This is a genomic window from Candidatus Sulfotelmatobacter sp. (assembly GCA_036500765.1).
Classification (GTDB): domain Bacteria; phylum Acidobacteriota; class Terriglobia; order Terriglobales; family Acidobacteriaceae; genus Sulfotelmatobacter.
On the sequence record DASYBM010000004.1, the window covers coordinates 1,697,643 to 1,718,227 of the forward strand.

The window sequence follows — 20,585 nt, forward strand, 5'->3', positions numbered from 1 at the left end:
ATGAGGGCGGGGCGTCGGCTCCGCCCTTTGTTAATCTCGACGTGTCACTCGTCCAGCCCGGCGAACTCAAGTTTGCCGCGATACTTCCTCATGAGATCTTTGAAGTCTCGCATCCCTCGCTGAGGAACCCGGCGGACGCGGATTCGGTGCTCACGCGATCGAGTACGGGCGATGTCGTAAGAGGATTGCATTCGCATGAGTGTATCCATCTTCACCCCGAAAGCTTTTTCGATGCGGAGGGCCATTTCGCCGGAAAGGTTCGCCTTCCCATTCAGCAGGCTGGAAAGCGCGGGCCGGGAGACTTTCAGCGCGGCGGCGGCGGCAGTAACCGACAGGCCTGCGGGCTGAATGATTTCGGTACGGATGAAATTTCCGGGATGCGGCGGGTTCTTGATCGGCATGAGGATGCTCCTTCTGTCCTAGTGGTAATCTTCCAGATTGACGTCGAAGATTTCACGCTCTTTAGTATCGATGCGAAAGGTCAAGCGCAGGTTCCTGGTCACGCTGAGACTCCACGCGCCCTTGCGATCGCCGGTTAACGTATGTGCCTTCCACGCAGGAAGCGAATGCAGCTCTTCCGGATTTTCCATGTTATCGAGAAACGCCAGCATTTTGCGGAGCTTGTCGACCGCGTCCGGCGGAACGCCTTTCCTAACATCGTCCGCGTAGAGGCGTTTCAGACCTTTGTGCGCGAAGCTCTGTATCTTCACTTGCTAGTGTAGCCTGTAGCTTAACACTTTGCAATACGGCCGGGGGCCTGTACTTTATATGGTACTCTAATGGCACGAGTTCGGCGACTTGATGCTGGCGCGCAAGCGGCAAAGGGAGCTGGAACAATGAGCAAGAAGAATTTGGGATCGAGTATCGACGACTTCTTGAAAGAAGAGAACATCTTTGAGGAAGCGCAGGCCCAGGCCGCGAAAGAAGTCGTAGCGTGGCAACTGGCGAAAGCTATGAAGAAGAAAAAGATCTCCAAGGCGCGCATGGCGGTTTTGCTGAAGACGAGCCGGTCGCAGGTGGATCGTATTCTCGATCCGAAACGCGATATTACGCTGTCAAGTTTGCAGCGGGCGGCGGCGCTGGTGGGGCAGCGGGTGCTGATTGAGTTGGTGTGATGGATTCTGGCCTTTCGCACACATTCGATCCGGGCGATCAGAAAGAGCCGACGTTCTTCACCGCCAAACTTGTTTGTAGTAGCCAGGTTTGCCTGAACGGTTTACAAGTTTGTGCGGTAATCGTTCGTGTGAATCGGGAAGCCACTCGCCCCCATATTCCTTCGCATGAAGGCCGGTGCGGCCGCAGACGATGCAGGTATAGGTACCGGTTATCATTTCTGACCCGGCCATCCCCTCATTTTCGTATACGTCACTCAAGAGCGCCGTTGTATCGGCGCTGAAACGCCCTCTGCACATTGCCATGGGAATAGCCTATCAAACGGTGTTTTATTGTCCAAAAAGGGGATGCAGAACAAATCTTATTTTCATTGTCTGATCCTCGGGTTCGCCACCGAGTACAGAACGTCCGTCAGGAAGTTCACTGCGACGTAGGTCAATCCGATCGCCAAAATGCAGCCTTGCACCAGGAAATAGTCGCGGGCGGAGATGGCGTCGACGGTGAGGCGGCCGATGCCGGGCCAGGAGAAAATTTTTTCGGTCACGATCGCGCCGGCGAGCAACGCTCCGAATTGCAGGCCCAGCACCGTTAAAACTGGGATCATCGCATTGCGCAACGCATGGCGATATACCACGGTGCGTTCGGGGAGGCCTTTGGCGCGGGCGGTGCGAATGTAGTCCTGGCTTAACTCTTCGAGCATTGACGTGCGCACCATGCGGGTCAGGATCGCGGCGAGCGCGCTGCCCATGGTCAGGGCGGGCAGCACGAGATTGGCGAATGATCCCGCGCCGGAGACGGGTAGCCATCCCAGCTTGATGGCGAACAGGAGAATCAGAATCGGCCCGAGCGCGAAGTTCGGGAACGACAGGCCGAAGAGGCTGACGATGGAGAGCAGGCGGTCGTCCCAGCGATTGCGGCGGCGGGCGGAGCGAACTCCGGCAGGGATCGAAAGAACGATGGCGACGAACAGACTCGCCAGCGTGAGCCGCAGCGTGTAGGGATAGCGCTGGGCGATTAACTTCGTGACGGTCTGGTTGTAGCGGATGGAGCGTCCGAGGTCGCCGTGCAGGACGCCTTTCCAGTAGTGCAGGTATTGTTCGCCTAGCGGGGCATCGAGGCCGTAGGCGTGGCGCGTTGCGGCGATGTCGGCGGATGGAGCGCCTTCGCCGAGCATTTGGGCGATGGGGTCTCCGGGGACGAGGTGGATGAGCAGAAACACGAGACTCACAACGAGCCAGATTACGGGCAGGGTGTAGAGGACGCGTTGGAGGAGGCGGGTGAGCATTCGGTCGTTGGTCGTCGGTCGTTCGTCGCCGGTCGTCGGTTTGGCGCTGCGCTTAGTCGCCTACCCCCTTGCGGCCTCGGCTTCGGCTTCGTCTTCGACTTTGGCGGTTTTCTCGATTCTTACTCTGGCGATACGGTGGCCGTCTAATTCTTCGACGGTGTAGCGGCGGCCATCGTATTCGAAGGAATCGTGCAGGGCCGGAATCTTTTGCAGGCGGGCGAGGATGAATCCGGCTAAGGTTTCAAAACCGGCGTCCCGCGGCAGGGTCAGGCCGTACTGGGCTTCGAGGTCGCGAATGTTGACTGAGCCTTCGAGCACCATCACCGACTCATCTTCGAACGCGGGCTCGCGCGGAGAAACGTCGAATTCGTCTTCGATATTGCCGACCAGTTGTTCGAGGATGTCCTCGACTGTAATCACGCCGGCGGTCGAGCCGAATTCGTCGACTACCACGGCGAGGTGGCGGCGGCGTTCTTTGAACTCGGCCAGCAATTCGGCCAAGACTTTCGTTTCGGGCACAACCAGCACGTCGTGCATGATCTGGCTGATCTGCATACGCGAGATGCGCGTCGAGGTGGATTGGCCGAGATTGCTGAGGCGCAGGCGCATCCAGCGCATCAGATCTTTGTAATAAAGGACGCCGACAATGTGTTCGGGCCCGCGCTGTGGATCGTAGACCGGGATGCGGGAGTGCTGGCCCTCGACGACGCGGGCCAGCGCTTCGTCGAGTATCAGGTCTGAGGGAATGGAAAAAATATCGGGGCGGGCGACCATGACCTCGCGCACGGTAATGCTGTCGAGTTCAATGGCGCTGTGAATCATCTCTTCCTGGAATTCGGGGATCTGGCCAAACTGCCGGCTGGCGGTCACGATGAGCTTGAGTTCGTCGGGCGAGTGCACCGCGCCGCCGCGGCGCGCCTGCTGGGCTCCGAACAAACGCAAAACGAGGCCGCCGGATCGACGCATAAAGAAGAGGATGGGGCTGGCAATGGCAAGGAAAGCCTCCATCGGCGCGCCGACGGCAAGGGCGACCTGCTCGGCCCTCTGCAAAGCCAGCGTCTTCGGCACCAGTTCGCCGAGGATCACGTGCATGTAGGTGATCAGGGTAAAGGCGATGCCGATGGCGATAGCATGAGCGTAGACAGCGGCGTGCGGAACTTCATGGACAAATCGCATGCCTTCGACGAGGCGGGCGACCATGGGTTCGCCGATCCAACCCAGAGTGAGGCTGACCATGGTGATGCCGAGCTGAACCCCGTTGACAACTTCGTCGAGGTGGGCATGCAGGCGCTGCACGATGCGCGCACCAATGCGTCCCTGGGCGATGAGCTGCTGGATGCGAGTATCGCGTACGCTGACCAGGGAAAATTCTGCTGCCGCGAAGAAGGCGTTGGCTGCCACCAGGAGAAGGATCAGAAAGACCCGGAGCAGCACAAAGGCGATCATGGAAGAGCAATTCTAACATTTCAAAGGCCGTTCTCAGTTCTCGGTTCTGAGTTCTCAGTAGGAATGCTGCGTCACCGGTTGCGCTTTCGGCGCGGCGGGCGAGGACGTCCCGCCGGACAGCCGCCGGGACGGCGGCGCTACTTTTCATGTGCGGGTCACAAAAATTGGGGCTGGATCGGCTATCCTTATTATGAGACCCTCGGTCTAACTGGGCAGGCGGGCGATGGGTTAGCAGTAACGAGGCGGCGACTGCCGCATCCGGACAGAAATTCAATCATAGTTCTGAAATCGCAGGAACAAAAGCAATACCGGGCCCGTACAAACCTTTGAGAGCAGCGGAAGCGCTCCTTATCCCACTTGGCAGCAACAATTCGCAGTAACAATTTAGGAGGCGTTGTGAACGGTAACGGCAATACTAAGAAGAAGCGTCGCAGACTGATTATCTGGGGTAGCGTCGGGCTGGCAATTGTCCTCCTCATCGCCATCGGAGTCTTCGCGGCGACCCGTGGCGGCACTAAGATCGATCCGTCGAAGCTCGCCAAAGTGGAAAAAGGCGACCTGGCCAAGAGCGTGGTGGCGACCGGCAAGGTCACGCCGATCACCAAGGTCGAAGTGAAGTCCAAGGCCAGCGGTATTGTGAAGAAGCTTCTGGTGGACTACGGCGACCGCGTAAAGAAAGGCCAATTGCTGGCTCAACTCGATAAGGTCGAGATTGAAGCGCAGGTGGAACAGTCCAAGGCCGCGCTGGAAGCTGCTCAGGCCAACCTAAATAGTTCGAAGGCGGACTTCGAACGCGCCAAAGTCGATGCCGAAGGCCCCGACGTTCCGCTGCTGAAACGCGCCTACGACCGCGCGACCGGCATGGCGAAGGACGGTGTGGTTTCGGCTTCGGCGCTCGACGACGCGGAGAAGAATTACGAGATGGCGCTGAACAAGCAGAACGTCTCGAAGGCGCAGGTGACTGTGCTGAAGGCGAAGATTGCGCAGGCCACAGCGCAGGTCGCGCAGGACCAGGCAAACCTCACCCAGCTTGAGGAGCAACTCAGCTACACCGACATCATTTCGCCGATCGATGGCATCGTGCTCTCGCGCGACGTGGAAATGGGCGACGCGGTCAGCTCGATCCTGGTGCTGGGTTCTTCGGCGACGCTGGTCATGACGCTGGGCGATACCAGCGAAGTCTATGTGAAGGGCAAGGTTGACGAGAGCGACATCGGGAAGGTCTATCTGGGCCAGCGGGCGCGCATCAAGGTGGAATCCTTTAAGGACAAGACCTTCGAGGGCAAAGTAACGAAAATTTCTCCCATGGGTGTGGAGAAAGACAATGTCACGACATTCGAAGTGCGCGTGTCGATTCAGAATCCTGGCGGCGAGCTCAAAGCCGAGATGACCGCCAACGCCGAAATCATTCTCGAAGAACACAAGAACGTGCTGCAAATTCCTGAAGGCTCCATCCTCTACGATAAAGACAAGAAGGCGTCGGTTGAAGTGCCAGACCCGAAAGCCAAGGACGGGAAGGATAAAAAGGCGGTCAACATTGGGATCTCCAACGGCGCGAAGACCGAAGTGCTGAGCGGGCTGAAGGAAGGCGATCAGGTGGTGTTGCAGTAAAGCCTAGTCCCGAGTTGAGAGTCCTGAGTCGCGAGTCCGGCTCACCATGAGTTATCGAGACTTAGTCGCGTGGAAGAAAGGGATGGAGCTCGTCAAAAGCGTTTACGGGGTCACCGACTCGTTTCCACAAAACGAGATGTATGGGTTGATGAGCCAGCTTCGACGGGCGGCAGTTTCAATTCCGAGCAACATTGCGGAAGGACAAGCTCACTACACAAATCGAGAATTTGTCCGATTCCTGCGACTCGCGCGAGGTTCGCTCGCCGAAATTGAAACTCAACTTTTGATCGCCCAAGACCGAAAGTATGTGTCGAAGGCAAGAGTGGACGAGTTGCTTAAACAGACCGACGAACTGGGAAGGGTGCTCAGCGGTTTGATCAAGTCAATGAAAGAATCGCTGGGCGACGATAGACAGACGCCCTTCCGACCGCACAATCTGAACTCGGGACTCGCGACTCAGGACTCGCAACTCCGATGACTCTCTCCGAAATTCTGCGCCAGGCCTTTGCCACCTTCCGGGCTCACAAGATGCGGACGTTTCTCACGATGTTCGGAATCGTGTGGGGGATCGCGTCGGTGATTATCCTGGTAGGACTGGGGCGCGGCTTCAGCGTCGACCAGAAAAAGCACATGCAGAGCCTGGGCAAGGATCTGGTCATCCTGTGGGGCGGACGCACCAGTTCGCAGGTGGGCGGGCGCGCCGCGGGCAGAGAGATTCATCTCAACGTCGGCGATGCGGAGTTGATTCGCGACGAATGTTATCTGGTCAGAAATGTCAGTCCCGAATTGCGGCGAACGATTCCTGAAGTGAGCCAATACAATCTGGCGAGTCGTGGCGTAGTCGGGATGTGGCCGTCCTATCAGGATTTCCGCTCGCTGAAGATTTCAGAAGGTCGGCGGATCACCGACGACGACGAGCGCGAGGCGCGGCGCGTGCTGGTGATGGGTTCGAAAGCCTACCGGCAACTGTTTCCGGGGCAGCCCGCAATCGGCGCGACCGTGCTGGTGCAGAGTGTTCCTTATTTAGTGGTTGGAGTTTTGCTGGAGAAAAAGCAGAACTCGAATTACAGCGGCCCCGACAACGACTACTTATTCGCGCCGTACTCGGCGATATCGCGCGACTTTCCGCCGCCGACCAAGCCCGGCGCTGGAATCTTGCGAGGCTATCTGGACGACATTGTTTTTGAAGTTGGCGATCCGGAAGAACACGAGGCGGCCGTTCTTCAGGTGCGAAGCGTTCTGGCGCGCGTGCATCACTTTGACGCTCTCGACAAAGACGCGCTGTTTATTTGGGACACCATGGAAGGCGCCAAGTTGCTGGACAAGATTTTCGGCGTGGTTACGCTCTTTTTCGGGTGCGTGGCGATTGTGACTCTGTGCCTGGGCGGCATCGGCGTGATGAACATCATGCTCGTGTCAGTCACAGAGCGCACCCGCGAGATTGGCACGCGCAAGGCCATGGGCGCGACGAAACGCGATATCTTGCGCCAATTTTTCGCCGAGTCAGCCATGCTCACGGTGGTCAGCGGCGTGCTTGGGCTCAGCTTCGGCATCGGAATCTGTTCGGCTATGGAAGCGCTGCCGCTTCCTGACTTCGTTCCGCACCCAATCGTTTCCTGGATCTCGATTATCGCTTCGATTCTGACACTTTCGTTGATTACCGTGACCGCAGGCATGTATCCCGCCCAGCGCGCCGCGGATATGACACCTGTGGAGTCACTACGCTATGAATAAAAATCGCATTCTCTCTTCTGTATCCGTGTCCGGCCGATCTTCATTTGCAAACCCATTTGCAAACCCGTTTGCAACGCCATTCGCAACATCAGTTGCGATGTCGGCGATCGTGCTGGTCGTGCTTTTCTCCTCGACGATGGCTATGGCTTCGACACCGCAGGGCAGCTTCGAAAGAACGCTCACCGTAAGCGGCCCTGTCGATCTCGAGGTGCTCACCCACTCCGGCGACGTCACGGTTCGCGCCGGCGGCTCGGGATCGGTCTTCATCCGCGGCAAAATCTACGTTGGCGATCACTGGCTAATGGGCAGCCGCGAGGGCGACGTTCATCAGATCGAGCAGAATCCTCCCATCCGGCAGGAGGGCAATGGCATTCACATCGACTACGTCAACATACGCAACATCTCGGTCGATTACGAGATTACTGTGCCCGCCGACACTGTCGTCCGCACTCGCAGTGGCTCGGGAGATCAGACCATTGAAGGCACACGCGGCAACGTGGATACGCAAACCGGCTCGGGCGATGTGAAGCTGGCCAACCTGACCGGCGAAATTCACTTGCAGACCGGATCGGGTAACATTCGGGCCCGGCAGATTTCGGGCCCGGTACGCGGTGGCACGGGCAGCGGCGACGTTGAGATCGAGGAAGCGTCCGCGGGCGACATCGACCTGCACACCGGCTCGGGCAACATTACCGCGCGAGGCGTCCAGGGCGGCTTTCATGGCGAGACCGGAAGCGGCGACGTCACAGCTGAAGGCACGCAGACGGGCGAGTGGGAGATTCAGACTGGCTCGGGCAACGTGCATGTTCGTCTGCCCTCCAACGCAGCCTTCGATGCCGATATCTCAACCAGTTCCGGGACGGTCGACGTGGGCGAACCCATAGAGACGACTGTGCAGGGCCGCATCGGCGATTCGCACAAACAGATTCGTGGCAAAGTGCGCGGCGGCGGGCCGCTTCTGCGGGTGCGCACGGGCTCGGGAGATATTCATATTCAGTAGGACCGTCGTCGGTCGTCGGTCGTTAGTCGTTGGTCATGCTTAGATGACAGGCGAGGGTGGGGTAACTGCCGCAGCCACCGACTATCGGCGGGCGACTACGCACTGACGACTGAAGACCGACGACTGACGACTCGACGATGTACTTCAAGGAACTCATTTCGCAAGGCTGGCAGTCGCTGATGCGCGATCGCATGCGGTCGGCGCTCACCATGCTGGGCATCGTGTGGGGCCTGGCGTCGGTGGTGCTGCTGCTGGCCTACGGGCAGGGGCTCGGGGGATGCGTGTTGCACGCGTTCCTCAACATGGGCAACAACGTCATCGTGATTTGGCCGGGGCAGACCAGCATGCAGGCGGGCGGACAACGCGCCGGCAAGGCGGTCAAGTACGAACTCGAGGACGTGGAAGCGATTCGCGACGAAGTGCCCATTGTGCGCGCGGTGAGCGGAGAGATCGACCGCGACTTCGGATTCAAGATTGGCACGCGCGTGGTTTCGATCCAGGTACGCGGCGTCGATATGCCGTATGGTCAGATGCGCAAGCTCGATCTGGCCGATGGCCGCTACTTTAACGAGAGCGATTTCGCCGACCATCGGCGGGTGGTGATTCTCGGCTACGCGGCCGCCAAGAAAGTGTTTCAGGGCGCGCCCGGCGTGGGCCAGTACGTTGAAATCGGCGGCCTCGATTTTGAAGTGATCGGCACCATGCGCAACAAAATTCAGGACTCGATGTATCAGGGACCGGATAACGACAACGGGTTCATCCCCTTTGCGTTGATGCGTGATTTGAAAAACATTCGCGATCCCGACGAGATCATCATTCAGCCGACCGCGCCGGAACTCAACAAGAAGGCGCTGGCCGCGGCTCGTGAAGTGATCGCGCGGCGGCACCACTTCGATCCCAAGGACGATAAGGCCACCCCGGAGTGGGACACGATTGAAGACCGCGCGATGGTCAACGCGTTCTCCTACGGGTTGCAGGCGGTGCTGGGACTGATCGGCGTGTGTACGCTGGCCGTGGGCGGCATCGGCGTGATGAACATCATGCTGGTGTCGGTGACCGAGCGCACGCGCGAAATCGGCCTGCGCAAGGCGATTGGGGCGCGCCCACGCCATATCCTGGTGCAGTTTCTGCTGGAGGCGCTGGTGCTCACATTCGTGGGCGGCATGATCGGTATGGCCGTCGCCGAACTGCTGACGTGGGCGATCCCGCCCATGCCGCTCTACGACGAGTTCTACAAAACCGCCGACCACGAAGGCGCAATCTTCCTGCACGCCTCGATGGGCGTGATGATGATTTCGTTCGTGATTCTCTCGCTGGTCGGGATCGTCTCGGGATTCTTCCCGGCGCTGAAGGCCTCGCGCCTGAATCCAATCGAGGCGCTGCGGTACGAGTAGGGCAGCGGATTCTTCTTTTCGCAAAACGTACAATCGCCCTCCATTGCAATCATCGCGCAGCCGTAGAGCCCTGCCTGCTTTTATCTCAAGTCGTCTGCGGCCTCGTCGAGTGAGCTAGAATTTGAAGGGTCGATCTATGCAAGGAAAGATTCTCCGCACCATTGTGCCCATCGGTCTGATGGTGCTCACGCTGGCCACGATACGATTTCCGGACATTCTCGCCAGGGCGGCCGGCCGGTGGCTCGGCCTTCAGAACAGGTTGGATCCGACATCGCTGCACTTGCAGGGAGAATTTGTGGAGAGCAACCTGGGATCGGCACGGGAACCGGATGGCTCGGTCACGGTGAGAATGATTGCGCAACAGTATCTTTTTGTGCCGCAATGCGTGCTGGTGCCCGCCGGCGTCACCGTACACTTTCGCCTGACCAGCGCGGACGCGGTGCACATGCTGACCATCGCCGGAACAGAACACGGCATTGAGGTTGTGCCGGGTGCGGTGAGCCAGGCGAGCTTCCAGTTTTCACACTTGGGGACTTTCGCCATGCCTTGCCACGAGTTTTGCGGGCCTGGGCACTTTGCCATGAGGTCGCGGCTGATAGTCGTTTCCCAAAACCAGTTTCAGTCTTTAAGTTCGACGCAAAGGGTGAACTGTGAATCGCGTTAAAGCACCTGCTCTGGGATCCCAACGCACCGGATGGTTCGGCGGGAGATGGGTCGGCGGGAGATGGGTCGGCGCCGGGTGGGTCGGGGCGGCCATTCTGACTCTGGCCATACCGCTTACAGTTTGGCCAAGTTCGCTTCTTCCTGCCCTAGGCGCGGCCGTAGATCGAGCGGGAGAAAACGTTCCCCCTCCACTTCGAATTCCTTCCAATATTGCCTGGACCAGAGAAACCATCGCCACTGCCTCCGCCGGCGCTGCTCTGCGCGGATTGTTCATTGCGCGGCGTTGCGAACATTGCCACGGGACCGAAGGCTTCAGCGCGGAATCGGCAATCCCCAATTTAGCCGGAATGGATCCCCTGGTGATGTGGAAGCAACTGGAAGATTTCCGATCCGCAAAACGCGAATCGCCGGTGATGCAGAAGATCGCTGCCGTACTCTCCGGCAAAGATTCCGCCGACCTGGCGGCGTATTACTCCATGCTTCCGACTTCCCCTGACCCGCAGGACACGAGGGCATTCCCTCAAGCCCCGCTAAGACCGGCCGATACGGGGGTAGCAGGGGGACTCATCGCCAGCGGCGACGCCGGGAGAGGGATTCCACCGTGCCAGGCCTGCCACGGCCCGGTCGGTCATAAGATGGGGGCTCCGTCCCTCGCGACGCAGAACGCCGACTACATTCTCACGCAGCTCGAGAAATTCGCGGCCGGAACTCGCGCCAATGACATTGACATGCCTATGCGCAGCATCGCATCTGACCTTACGGAGGAAGAGCGGCGCGCCTTAGCCGAATATTATGGCGCCGGTCTTGGACAATCCCCTGCGGGCGCGACTGTTCATAAATAGACTTGGCTGATTGGGCGGTGCGGTACGAGTAGAGTTGCAGCTTATTGCGATCAATCGTTTATCGATCAATCGCTTATCGATCAATCGTTTATCGATCAATCATCGAAAGGATCGCAGCATACAGCCTTGGTTTCGGCTTCTGATCTGGGAATGCGCTGCGTAACGGGCAGTGCGAGTCCGTTCGAGGTAAGACTGTTGCGGGTGCGTGGTACTCTGCAAGTCCTCTCTCTGCGCCAAATTTACGCCAAAGTTCGATGGACAAAGACTCATACTCTTCATTCGACAGACCCGCGGTATGGGCCTCCTCGGCAGCGATCTCGAGCAGCCTTTCGTAGTCCATTTGTGAATAGGCGGTCATGCTGGTTTCTCCGTCGTTACTCTCCCGGGCTCGCTGAGACCGGAAGCTCTTTGCCCAGGGGATCCAATGTATTCGACACGATGCCCCTAATAAAGAGATTGAGCGCCCCAACTGCGGCGGTCAATGGAAATGGAGGGGCAATTAGTAACTAGAAAGATACTTCCGGCAAAGAAAAAAGCGTGAAATGCAGACCGAATTGGATTCCGCCGGACAGGCGATGGTCACAGTCCTAATCGGGACAGGCCGTTGCGGATTGCGGCTTCGAGCCGGGGGGAGCGTTTCACTTCGGTGGCAATCCGGTATCTCGTAATCTCGCGCCAGTGACGTACGGTGGAGGCCGTGACGGCAGCGTAAAGCGTCTGCCGAGCGCTATTGGCGAACCATTCCTTGTAGCCCTCGGCTCCTAACCCCAAATCCACGCGCGCCATGGAACTCATGTCGCAGGCTTCGATCAGAATCTTCGCCAGCAGGCAATAGCCAGGAGAGTTTTCTTCGCAGCGAATATCGAACGTCGTCTGATACAGGAACCAGCCTTCGTGGAACTGGAAACCAAAGCTCCAGGCCACCGGCCGGTCTGCGATCTTGAAGCTGCTGAAAGTCACGATTCCCGAGTCGGAGAGCCTTTTGGCGAGATCCTCCATGAAGAGCTGGCGCTCGCCAGTCTCGAGGAAACTGGTGCGCTGTCTTGCCTGGAAGCGGGCCACATGGGCTTCGAAAAACGCGGGCAGCGCGGCCTGAATCTCGTTCCAGGAGTGAAGGTAGGTGGCGGTCACAGGGCCCTCACGCTCCAGCGCGCGCAGGCAGCGGCGCAGCTGTCGCTTGCCTTTCACCATGGTCTTGAACTCTTGCCGTTGCGCGGCCGACCCCAATTCGACCTGGGGGCACGAGTATGCCGGCCGCAGGTGAACGTGAAAGCCATACTTCTTGCCCGCGGTGCGCAGCGCATTCGGAGTCGCCGAGTCGGCGGGCAGGTTGGCCAACTTCAGAGTGCCCATCTTTAATTGTTTCAGCCGATCGAAAATCGCCTCGACGAATTCCGCGCGCCGCTGGGGATGACACAGGAATTCGCAATAGTCCGCAGTATTCGCGGCCAGAAAGCTCACTTCGTCGCCGCTCGCGTCCGTGGCAAGAGAAGCCACAGCGACCAGGTCATCCTCGTCGTAACCCAGGAACAGAAGCGGCTTTAGAGCGGCGTGGTAAGCGGACTGCACAGCGAGCGCCCATTCGCAGGTATAGAACACCTGGGGCCGTTCCATCTGCACGACCAGTTCGTTCCAGCGTCGCAGCAGAAGAGGCTCTTCTGGAACCTTCTTCATCAGGACAATGCGCAAACTTCCTCCCGGAATTTCAACTTTGTGAAGAGCAGGCTGCCAGCCGCTCCTGATGATTGAGGTCCTTTTTTCGCAGAAATAACAAGATAGAAGGTGTGCTTCTGGCTTGTCAAAGACGATTCAAACACAGCAGGCATAGCGCTTCTGCAAAACGGCCGGGGAGGAAGAAATCCGGCAGCACTGCCGTTCTTTCCTATTGATTCACACCAAACCATAGTCGGGCGTTTCGGTCCCTCCCCAAAGGTCAAGTCATCAGGAGAGAAATATGGCGTTCGCTCGCAGATCGTGGCATAAACTCACAATCGGATGATGAGCCTGTGCGTAAGGCAAATCAATCTCGGGCACCGCACAACCCGCCTCGATACAGGGACAACGAAAAACGGAGAAGGCCGGGAAGTAGCGAGTGTTCACGCATGAGAACGGCGCTCGTAATTCTTGCTAGACTTTCTTGCTACGGCCCTAAGATGTCTGCCCTCGCTGAATCCGTCACTGTCAATGTCGCCGCCAAGCGCGCCCGCCTCGAATCGATCGATGTGGTTCGCGGCCTCATCATGATCTTGATGGCCATCGATCATACCCGCGATTTCTTCAGTAACTCCGGCGTGAATCCGACCGACCCTGCGACCACCACGATCCCGCTTTTCTTCACGCGCTGGATCACGCATTTCTGCGCGCCTACTTTTTTTCTGCTCACTGGAACCGGCGCGTTCCTGGCGCGCCGGCGAAAGTCCACGAGCGAACTGTCGAGTTTCCTCTTTACGCGCGGCCTGTGGCTTATTTTTCTCGAGTTGGTGGTCACTCGCGACCTCGGATGGCAATTCAACTTCGATTATCACGTGACCATGCTGATCGTGCTGTGGGCGCTGGGCTGGGCGATGATCGCGCTCTCCGCTCTGGTTTATCTGCCGCCGGCTGCGGTCACGGCTTTCGGCGTCGTGATGATCGCCACGCATAACTTATTCGACTCTGTCCAGCCGACATCCTGGCTATTGTCGATCCTTCATGGTCCCGGCTTCGTGCTGGAGACTCCGACTCATACCGTATTCGTGCCTTATCCGCTCATTCCCTGGATCGGCGTCACAGCGGTTGGCTACGGTCTCGGGCAGATTTATAGTTGGCCCGCCGATCGGCGCAGGACTTTCCTGTTGCGTCTCGGTGTGGGCCTGACGGCAGCGTTTATCGTTCTTCGCGCCATTAACATTTATGGCGATCCGCAACCCTGGAGCACGCAACGGTCGGCGGCCTTCACCGTCTTGTCATTTCTGAACACTACGAAATACCCACCGTCGCTGCTATATCTGCTGATGACTCTGGGCCCAGCCACACTGTTTCTTTGGGCAGTGGATGCGGCAACCCCCCGGTGGCTGCGCCCGCGCTCATCTTCGGCAAAGTCCCCATGTTCTATTATCTGCTCCACATCCCACTCATTCATCTCCTTGCGATCGCAGTCTGCTACGCGCGTTACGGCCACGTCTACTGGATGTTCCAATCTCCTACTCTCGGTCAGTTTCCTTTCACCCAGCCACCAGGCTGGGGATATTCTCTGCCGATCGTCTACCTGGTCTGGGCGATTGTAGTGGTGACGTTGTATCCGTTGTGCCGCTGGTTCGCTGGCGTACGGCAGCGAAGAAGCGACGCCTGGCTCAGTTATCTCTGAAATGAAGTTGCGCATCTCGAAAGTCGACTTCGAGCAGAGGCGTAATGGTCGCGGTGCTTCAGTCGCGGAGCGGCGACATGTGTTAGCCCGGGGCGTATGCCCTGGGGTAAGTCAGAAAGATTGAACCTGTCCCGTAGAGCCTGCCCTGAGCGCAGTCGAAGGAGACGGTACAAACCGGCCCTATGATTTCGTAGCGAGAATTTTCTTCCTTACCGACGCCGGCAGCGTCTCACACGCCGTACGCAACACCAACCGCGGAGCACGCCCCCGAATCTTCGTCAGATACGGTACGGTGCGCTTCGCATCAAATTTCGCCGTCTCGCGCAAAAGCCAGCCGAGGCCTTTTTGCACCATGTCGTCCCGGTCGGCCAGCAGCGAATCGGAGAGGTCTACGATCTCACGGAAAAACATCTTCGCCCGTGCTCCGCGGATCAGCGCCACGCAGGCCGCCCGCCGGTGCCACCGTTTCGGTGACTTTGCCCAACGGAATACATCCGCCACTCGCGCCGGATTCGCCGCGACCATGGGAGAGATCAGACAATGCACCAATCCATCATGATCGGCCCAGCTGCCGATGCGGTTGAGCCACGACTCGAATTTGCGAAATTCGCGATCGCCAAACCGATCGTCCAGCTTCTCTAACAAAAATACGGCGGCGACTTTTTCTTCGAGCACTCGGCCTGTAAACAATTCATCCGCGACCGCGACCAGAAAATCGAAGTCGTGCTCCCGCAAAATTTCCAGTCGGCAGCGCCGCGCTGCCCGCCGCAGGGCCGCCGTATACCAACCGTGCGACTCTATCGCTTCCTTGAAAAACCATTGCACTCCAGCCGCATGCTCCGCCGAGCCGCCATTTTTCAGTGCAATCCGAATCTGCTCTGCAACCTCCAACGGAGTGCCGAACAATGTTTCGGGTTGCGCCGGCTTGATCTTCTGAGAAGCCCGCGCCATTACTTCACTTCCTCCGTCTCGACCCGGATGAATCTGTCATAAATCCACAGCAACAAAGTTGTAACCATGCCGACCGCAATTACGGACCACCAGACCAGTTCCGGACGGTGCCTCTCTTCGCCGAAGTGGTGAATCAGCCATCCGCTAAATTTGCCCGCAACTAAGGATCCGATGCCCAGCGGTAGAAATGCGAAACCCATATACGTGCCCTGTTGCCCGGGCGGCGCGAGCCGAGAGATGTAGTCGTAATAACGCGGCTGCTGCACGATTTCGCCGATCGCAACTACAACCAGCGTCGCCACCGCCATCCACACCGACGGATGCACGATGAGCAAAATCCATGCCAGACTGGAAATCAGTGTGCCCAACACGATGGCATGAAAAGCGTGCATCTTCTTGGTTAAGAAGCCGATCGCCATCGTGAAACAAATTACGACCAGTGGATCGGTCACCAGAATCAGCTCCGTATCTGCCTTTGCGTCGATATAACCGGAAATGTAGAGCGGCAGGGCGATGAATTCCTGCCAGAAAACTATCCAGTAGCCCGTGAAGATAAGCAAGAAAAGCATGAAGCGCGGGTTGGAAAGAACGGTGAGAAAGTTTCTTCCGACTTGCGCGAGGCTGGCTGCGGGGGCGTCGGTGGCTTGCCGTGGTTCCCGAAAAAAAAGCACAACAAAGAACAGCATTGCGAACACGCTGATGGCGGCCATGCGAAAGACACTTTCCATACCTGCGTGTCGATGCACCCACGAAGCAAGATAGGGTCCGGCTGTGCTGCCAACGTTGACCAGCGTGTAATAAATGGAGTATCCCACCGATCGGACATTTTCTTTGGAGGCGCGGGCCGTGGTTCCTACGACGCTCGGCTTTACCAGCGCGACGCCCAGCGCCGGCAGCACGAGCACGAATGCGACCAGCGTCCCGAGAGGCACGGCATCGCGCACAGGCGCGAACCACTGTGCGCCAATTGAACCTAAGGAGAAATACGCGATCGTCAGAAACAGATAAGCGAGCGAGAGGGCGCGGCGGAAACCAAGGCGGTCCGCGATCGCGCCGCCAAATACCGCGATGATCCAAACCCAACCGCCGAACATCCCAGTGAGGCTGCTGGCGCGTTGAACATCAAAGTGCAGTCCTTCATGCAAGTAACGAGCCAGAACGGCGAACACGGCGTAATAAGAGAGCCGCTCAAAAAGTTCGCTGATATTCGCAATCCAAAACGGCCGCTCGAATCCGGTGCGGATTTCCTCAAAGCGTTGCGAGAAGGTCAAAGTAGCTCCTGATTATTTGTGTGGCGCGGGTACTCTTGCCAGCGAAATGCAGCGCGAAAGCGCTGGTCGACGTCAGCCGCGCAATCGCTCCGCGCGTACTCCGCTGTAACTCCCGCCACGCGAATTACTTTATTCCGGCTGTTCAAGCCGGACGCAATGGTAACGGAAGATCGCGACACCTTCAAAAGTTTCGCGAACAATTCGACGCGGGCCTTTTCGCTCGACTCTCTACCGGAGGCGTGGTCAACGACAATTTCAGCGCGTCGCCCACTTCGCCGCAGCATTTTTCTTCGCGCGAGGATGAACCTTGACCGCGAACCTCGCCCCATCGCCGTTTTCATGAATCGCAAACATTTCCCTCATAAGAGCACTGGTCATCCTGAGCGAAGCGAAGGATCTATGTAGCTCGCCGGCGCCACCTTAATGCATATATCCTTCGCGGCAAAAAAAGCCGCTTAGGATGACAGGACACTGAGAGTGCGTTAAGTTTTTATTCGTTCCCCGAAAATCGCGGTCCCCACCCGCACGCAGGTCGATCCTTCCGCGATCGCCACTTCGAAATCGTGCGACATGCCCATGGAAAGCACGTCCATCCCAACCGCAGGAAGTTTGCGAGCGGCAATCGTGTCGCGCAATTCGCGCAGCTTGCGGAAGTTTGGCCGAGCTTGCTCGGGATCGTCAGTGAACGGAGGCACGGTCATCAGTCCGCGAAATTCCAACGCCTCGAATCGGGGCGCAGCGACGAGCAATTCTTCCAGTTCGCGCGAATCCGGCGCGACACCGCTCTTCGCACTCTCGCCGCCGACATTGATCTCAATCAGCACGCCAAGTTTCTTGCCCAATGCTCGGGCCGCCGCGTCGAGCTTTTCAGCGAGCTTTACCGAATCGACCGAATCCACCGCGCTGAACAACTCTGCTGCCGTGGCAACTTTGTTCGTCTGCAAGTGTCCAATCATGTGCCACTGGGCTGCTGCAAGATCGGCCAGCGCGCCTGCTTTCCCGGCAAACTCCTGCACACGGTTTTCCCCAAACAGACGCAACCCAGCAGCATAAGCTTCGCGAATGCGTTCCGGCGGATGGGTTTTGCTGACTGCCATCAGTGCGATGCCTTCCGGTTCGCGGTTGGCTCGCCGGGCGGCTGAAGCAATCCGCTCCTGAATCGCCGCGATATTTTCCGCAATCGACATAAAAACACTAAACCACGAACGACACAAAGTTGCACGAGGGAATTCCAGATTTCCTTCGTGTCTCTCCGTGTCCTTCGTGGTTATCGAACTTACATGATCGCCGTTGGCGGCGCTGGTTCGCTCGGATCTCCGGCAGCCGATACCGGCGTCGCGATCATCAAGGCCGCCAGCCCCATTAGCACGATCATTCCTCCGATCAGGTACGAGGGATGGTGAAAAAGCAGCGGATAGTGTTTGCCATCGGGTCCGGTCCAGGATGTAAATCGCGCCGGCGCAAACTGCAATCCTGCCCACACCAGGCCCAGGAGCGCTTCGCCCGCGATCAACCCGGAAGCCACCAGCACTCCGGCATTTTCCACACGCGCTTTCTGCGCGCTGTTGAAGCCGCGACGCTCGGCGACCCAATCTCCGATGGTGCGAAAGACTCCGCCTACAAAAATTGCAAACGTCGTGCTGAACGGCAAATACATGCCGACCGCCACCAGCATCGGACTTTTCACTTGCATCATGATCATCGAGATCCCGAACAGAATTCCCACCACCACCAGCGGCCACGCCATATCGTGGCCCACAATTCCCGATGCCAGAGTCGCCATCAGACCTGCTTGCGGCGCGGGAAGCTCGGGACCCCCAAAGCCCACGCCCCCAGCCTTAATGCTGCCCTCATGCAGCAGCATGATCGGCCAATACATCACCAGGCTGGCCACCACAACGGCGATCAATTCAGCAGTCTGAATTCTTGCCGGTGTGCCGCCCAGGATGTACCCGACTTTGAAGTCCTGCAAGAGTTCCCCGGCCACGGCCGACGAAACGCAGACCACGGCCGCCACTCCGAGCACGGCCGCCACTCCCGAAGGTCCCGCCACTCCGAGTAACACCATCAGTATCGCCGCAATCAGCAAGGTCGACAGCGTCAGGCCGGAGATCGGGTTGTTCGACGAGCCAATGAATCCCACCAGATTGCCCGACACGGTGGCAAAGAAAAATCCCACCAGGATCATCACGACCGCCGCCAGAATCGCGGGCATGAATAAACCCGAGATCCTGATGTAAAGAGCGCACATCAGAACAAACATTCCGGCGATCAGTCCGAAGACTATTTTCGAACTCATGTAACGTTCCGTGCGAGCCAGTTTGGCTTGCTGTTCCGCGGTCTGGCGCAAATCCGCGAATGCCTTGCCCAGCCCGGCGGTCAGGCTGGCGCGCATCTTGAAAAGTGTGTAGGCCGCACCTACCAGCATTCCGCCCACGGCGATCGGGCGCACAATGTATCGCCACACGGCATCCGCCATATTCGCCCAATTGTCGGGTGTGTCCGCCGGAATATAGTTCCTCAATTGCGGCCCCAGAAAATAAATAAACAAGGGAACCAGCAGCCCCCAGGCCAACACACTGCCGGCAAACTGGATCGACGCCAACCTGATCCCAATGATGTATCCCACGCCGAGATAGGCCGGACTCACGCTGGGCGCCGCGAACACCGTGGTCCCGCCAGTGGCGAGCACTTGCGTGCTGCCGGTGTTGCCGAGCCGCACCTGACTGTGTCCGAGTGTGCCGACGCCAACGCTAAGGTCCGTGTCGGCGGCAAAGAGGCCAAATTTTCCTAGAATATAAATCACTCCGCCGACGCCAATATTCCAGAAGAGATATTTGGCAGCTTGCGCGCCGCGCTGTCCCGCTTTGTGAATCTCCGCCGCCGCCAGCGATTCCGGAAAGGGCAATTCCGGATCTTCCACCATGCCCCGTCGCACCAATGAAATAAATAAAACTCCCAGGATGCTGCCCACCATGATCAGCGCCGTCGATTTCCAATAGGCATCCTGTGGCCGGAATGACGGCCAGGCTTTCGCCAGCACGAATGCCGGCAGAGTGAAAATTGCTCCCGCAGCCACCGACTCTCCGATAGACCCTGCGGTTCGCGCAATGTTCTCTTCCAGAAGCGAACCTTTCCACGCGCGCATCGCGGCCATGGCAATCACCGCCGCAGGATATGTCGCGGCAATGGTGATGCCGGCTCGCAGACCCAGGTAAGCATTGGCCGCTCCCAGAATGATCGTCAGAAACAGCCCGAGCAGGATTGCCCGCAGCGTGAACTCTTTCATCTCCATCGTCACAGGTACAAATGGGACATGCTTCTTCGGCGTTCCAATTTCCGCGCTGCTCATCGCTGGGATCCTTTTAGGGCGTGGGATGGGAGCAAGGTTGATAGTTCCAAACACATTCTAGACAACGGCGCACCTTAGCATGCGGCGAAGGCGCATGACAAGGGTGCAGGCGCCGGTGGAGCAGGCGCTGCTGCCCGCCGGCTGGCCGGAGCCCCAAACCAGCGGGCAAGAGTGCCCGCTCCCTACAAACTTCATCGCTCCGGATGGGGGCTCAGGGCAGCACGGGCTCCGCGTTGGGCCCGCGTCAAATCTGCTACCATAAGCCTTCGTTGAGGTGGCCATGCCGCAATTCGTGATCGAGCGCGAGATTCCCGGCGCAGGCAATTTGTCAGACGCGGAAATTCAGGAAGTCAGCAAGAAATCGGTTGGCGTGCTCAAAGACATGGGCCCGGAAATTCGCTGGCTGCATAGCTATGTCACGGGCGACAAAGTTTATTGCGTGTACCTCGCCCCCGATGAGGATGCCGTTCGCGATCATGCCCGCCGCGTCGGGATCCCTGCCAATCGCATCTCGGCGGTGCGGCGACTCATCGATCCCAGCAGCGCGGGCTGAAACTAACCAGATTGAACTAACCAG

Annotated in this window: 20 protein-coding genes; 10 read left to right on the forward strand and 10 right to left on the reverse strand. The window is 58.2% G+C overall.

What is annotated here, in order from left to right:
• Positions 1 to 44: 44 nt before the first annotated feature.
• Complete coding sequence (locus tag VGM18_10125) at positions 45 to 401, reverse strand: HigA family addiction module antitoxin (protein ID HEY3973351.1); 357 nt, start codon at positions 399 to 401, stop codon at positions 45 to 47.
• A gap of 18 nt (positions 402 to 419) precedes the next feature.
• The gene (locus VGM18_10130; protein ID HEY3973352.1) at positions 420 to 710 is read right to left on the reverse strand and encodes a type II toxin-antitoxin system RelE/ParE family toxin; all 291 of its coding nucleotides are present in this window, start codon (positions 708 to 710) and stop codon (positions 420 to 422) included.
• A 126-nt stretch (positions 711 to 836) separates the two neighbouring features.
• Here VGM18_10130 and VGM18_10135 point away from each other — a divergent pair, with 126 nt between their 5' ends.
• Positions 837 to 1,115 carry a Fis family transcriptional regulator gene (locus tag VGM18_10135; protein ID HEY3973353.1) on the forward strand — a complete coding sequence of 93 codons (279 nt, stop codon included), beginning with the start codon at positions 837 to 839 and terminating at the stop codon, positions 1,113 to 1,115.
• Positions 1,116 to 1,480: 365 nt separating this feature from the next.
• Here the strand turns inward: VGM18_10135 and nikB are convergent, their stop codons facing one another.
• Together nikB and VGM18_10145 are read right to left on the reverse strand one after the other, a co-directional pair.
• The gene (nikB, locus tag VGM18_10140; protein ID HEY3973354.1) at positions 1,481 to 2,398 is read right to left on the reverse strand and encodes a nickel ABC transporter permease; all 918 of its coding nucleotides are present in this window, start codon (positions 2,396 to 2,398) and stop codon (positions 1,481 to 1,483) included.
• Positions 2,399 to 2,458: 60 nt separating this feature from the next.
• Entirely contained in the window at positions 2,459 to 3,844 is a 1,386-nt protein-coding gene (locus VGM18_10145) for a hemolysin family protein (protein HEY3973355.1), read from the reverse strand.
• 357 nt (positions 3,845 to 4,201) lie between these two features.
• Between VGM18_10145 and VGM18_10150 the strand changes: the two genes are divergently transcribed.
• The 7 genes from VGM18_10150 (at position 4,202) to VGM18_10180 (ending at position 11,088) form a co-directional block, all read left to right on the forward strand.
• Positions 4,202 to 5,455: an efflux RND transporter periplasmic adaptor subunit gene (locus VGM18_10150; GenBank protein HEY3973356.1), complete on the forward strand. Its 1,254-nt coding sequence runs from the start codon at positions 4,202 to 4,204 to the stop codon at positions 5,453 to 5,455.
• A 46-nt stretch (positions 5,456 to 5,501) separates the two neighbouring features.
• Positions 5,502 to 5,933, forward strand: coding sequence for a four helix bundle protein (locus tag VGM18_10155; GenBank protein ID HEY3973357.1), 432 nt, complete (start codon positions 5,502 to 5,504; stop codon positions 5,931 to 5,933).
• The gene (locus tag VGM18_10160) at positions 5,930 to 7,189 is read left to right on the forward strand and encodes an ABC transporter permease (GenBank protein ID HEY3973358.1); all 1,260 of its coding nucleotides are present in this window, start codon (positions 5,930 to 5,932) and stop codon (positions 7,187 to 7,189) included. Before VGM18_10155 ends, VGM18_10160 begins: the two co-directional genes overlap by 4 nt.
• Before the next feature lie 97 nt (positions 7,190 to 7,286).
• Positions 7,287 to 8,189 (forward strand): DUF4097 family beta strand repeat-containing protein, encoded by a 903-nt coding sequence (locus VGM18_10165; protein ID HEY3973359.1) that lies wholly within the window; start codon positions 7,287 to 7,289, stop codon positions 8,187 to 8,189.
• Between the two features lie 137 nt (positions 8,190 to 8,326).
• Positions 8,327 to 9,583 (forward strand): ABC transporter permease, encoded by a 1,257-nt coding sequence (locus tag VGM18_10170; protein ID HEY3973360.1) that lies wholly within the window; start codon positions 8,327 to 8,329, stop codon positions 9,581 to 9,583.
• Between the two features lie 136 nt (positions 9,584 to 9,719).
• The gene (locus tag VGM18_10175; protein ID HEY3973361.1) at positions 9,720 to 10,247 is read left to right on the forward strand and encodes a hypothetical protein; all 528 of its coding nucleotides are present in this window, start codon (positions 9,720 to 9,722) and stop codon (positions 10,245 to 10,247) included.
• Complete coding sequence (locus tag VGM18_10180) at positions 10,234 to 11,088, forward strand: c-type cytochrome (GenBank protein HEY3973362.1); 855 nt, start codon at positions 10,234 to 10,236, stop codon at positions 11,086 to 11,088. The genes VGM18_10175 and VGM18_10180 overlap by 14 nt, the downstream gene beginning before the upstream one ends.
• A 579-nt stretch (positions 11,089 to 11,667) precedes the next feature.
• Here the strand turns inward: VGM18_10180 and VGM18_10185 are convergent.
• The gene (locus tag VGM18_10185; protein ID HEY3973363.1) at positions 11,668 to 12,777 is read right to left on the reverse strand and encodes a GNAT family N-acetyltransferase; all 1,110 of its coding nucleotides are present in this window, start codon (positions 12,775 to 12,777) and stop codon (positions 11,668 to 11,670) included.
• Between the two features lie 464 nt (positions 12,778 to 13,241).
• Here VGM18_10185 and VGM18_10190 point away from each other — a divergent pair, with 464 nt between their 5' ends.
• On the forward strand, positions 13,242 to 14,354 hold the full coding sequence (locus VGM18_10190) for a heparan-alpha-glucosaminide N-acetyltransferase domain-containing protein (protein ID HEY3973364.1): 1,113 nt from the start codon (positions 13,242 to 13,244) through the stop codon (positions 14,352 to 14,354).
• Between the two features lie 260 nt (positions 14,355 to 14,614).
• On the opposite strand, the gene VGM18_10195 is transcribed toward VGM18_10190, so the two are convergent.
• The 5 genes from VGM18_10195 to VGM18_10215 form a co-directional block, all read right to left on the reverse strand.
• Positions 14,615 to 15,385 carry a DNA alkylation repair protein gene (locus VGM18_10195; protein ID HEY3973365.1) on the reverse strand — a complete coding sequence of 257 codons (771 nt, stop codon included), beginning with the start codon at positions 15,383 to 15,385 and terminating at the stop codon, positions 14,615 to 14,617.
• Positions 15,385 to 16,656, reverse strand: coding sequence for an MFS transporter (locus VGM18_10200; GenBank protein HEY3973366.1), 1,272 nt, complete (start codon positions 16,654 to 16,656; stop codon positions 15,385 to 15,387). The genes VGM18_10195 and VGM18_10200 overlap by 1 nt, the downstream gene beginning before the upstream one ends.
• Entirely contained in the window at positions 16,653 to 16,997 is a 345-nt protein-coding gene (locus VGM18_10205; GenBank protein HEY3973367.1) for a DUF167 domain-containing protein, read from the reverse strand. The genes VGM18_10200 and VGM18_10205 overlap by 4 nt, the downstream gene beginning before the upstream one ends.
• 141 nt (positions 16,998 to 17,138) lie before the next feature.
• Positions 17,139 to 17,843, reverse strand: coding sequence for a YggS family pyridoxal phosphate-dependent enzyme (locus VGM18_10210; protein ID HEY3973368.1), 705 nt, complete (start codon positions 17,841 to 17,843; stop codon positions 17,139 to 17,141).
• Positions 17,844 to 17,932: 89 nt separating this feature from the next.
• On the reverse strand, positions 17,933 to 20,008 hold the full coding sequence (locus tag VGM18_10215; GenBank protein HEY3973369.1) for an oligopeptide transporter, OPT family: 2,076 nt from the start codon (positions 20,006 to 20,008) through the stop codon (positions 17,933 to 17,935).
• Between the two features lie 280 nt (positions 20,009 to 20,288).
• Between VGM18_10215 and VGM18_10220 the strand changes: the two genes are divergently transcribed.
• Entirely contained in the window at positions 20,289 to 20,561 is a 273-nt protein-coding gene (locus VGM18_10220; GenBank protein ID HEY3973370.1) for a DUF4242 domain-containing protein, read from the forward strand.
• Positions 20,562 to 20,585 lie beyond the last annotated feature (24 nt).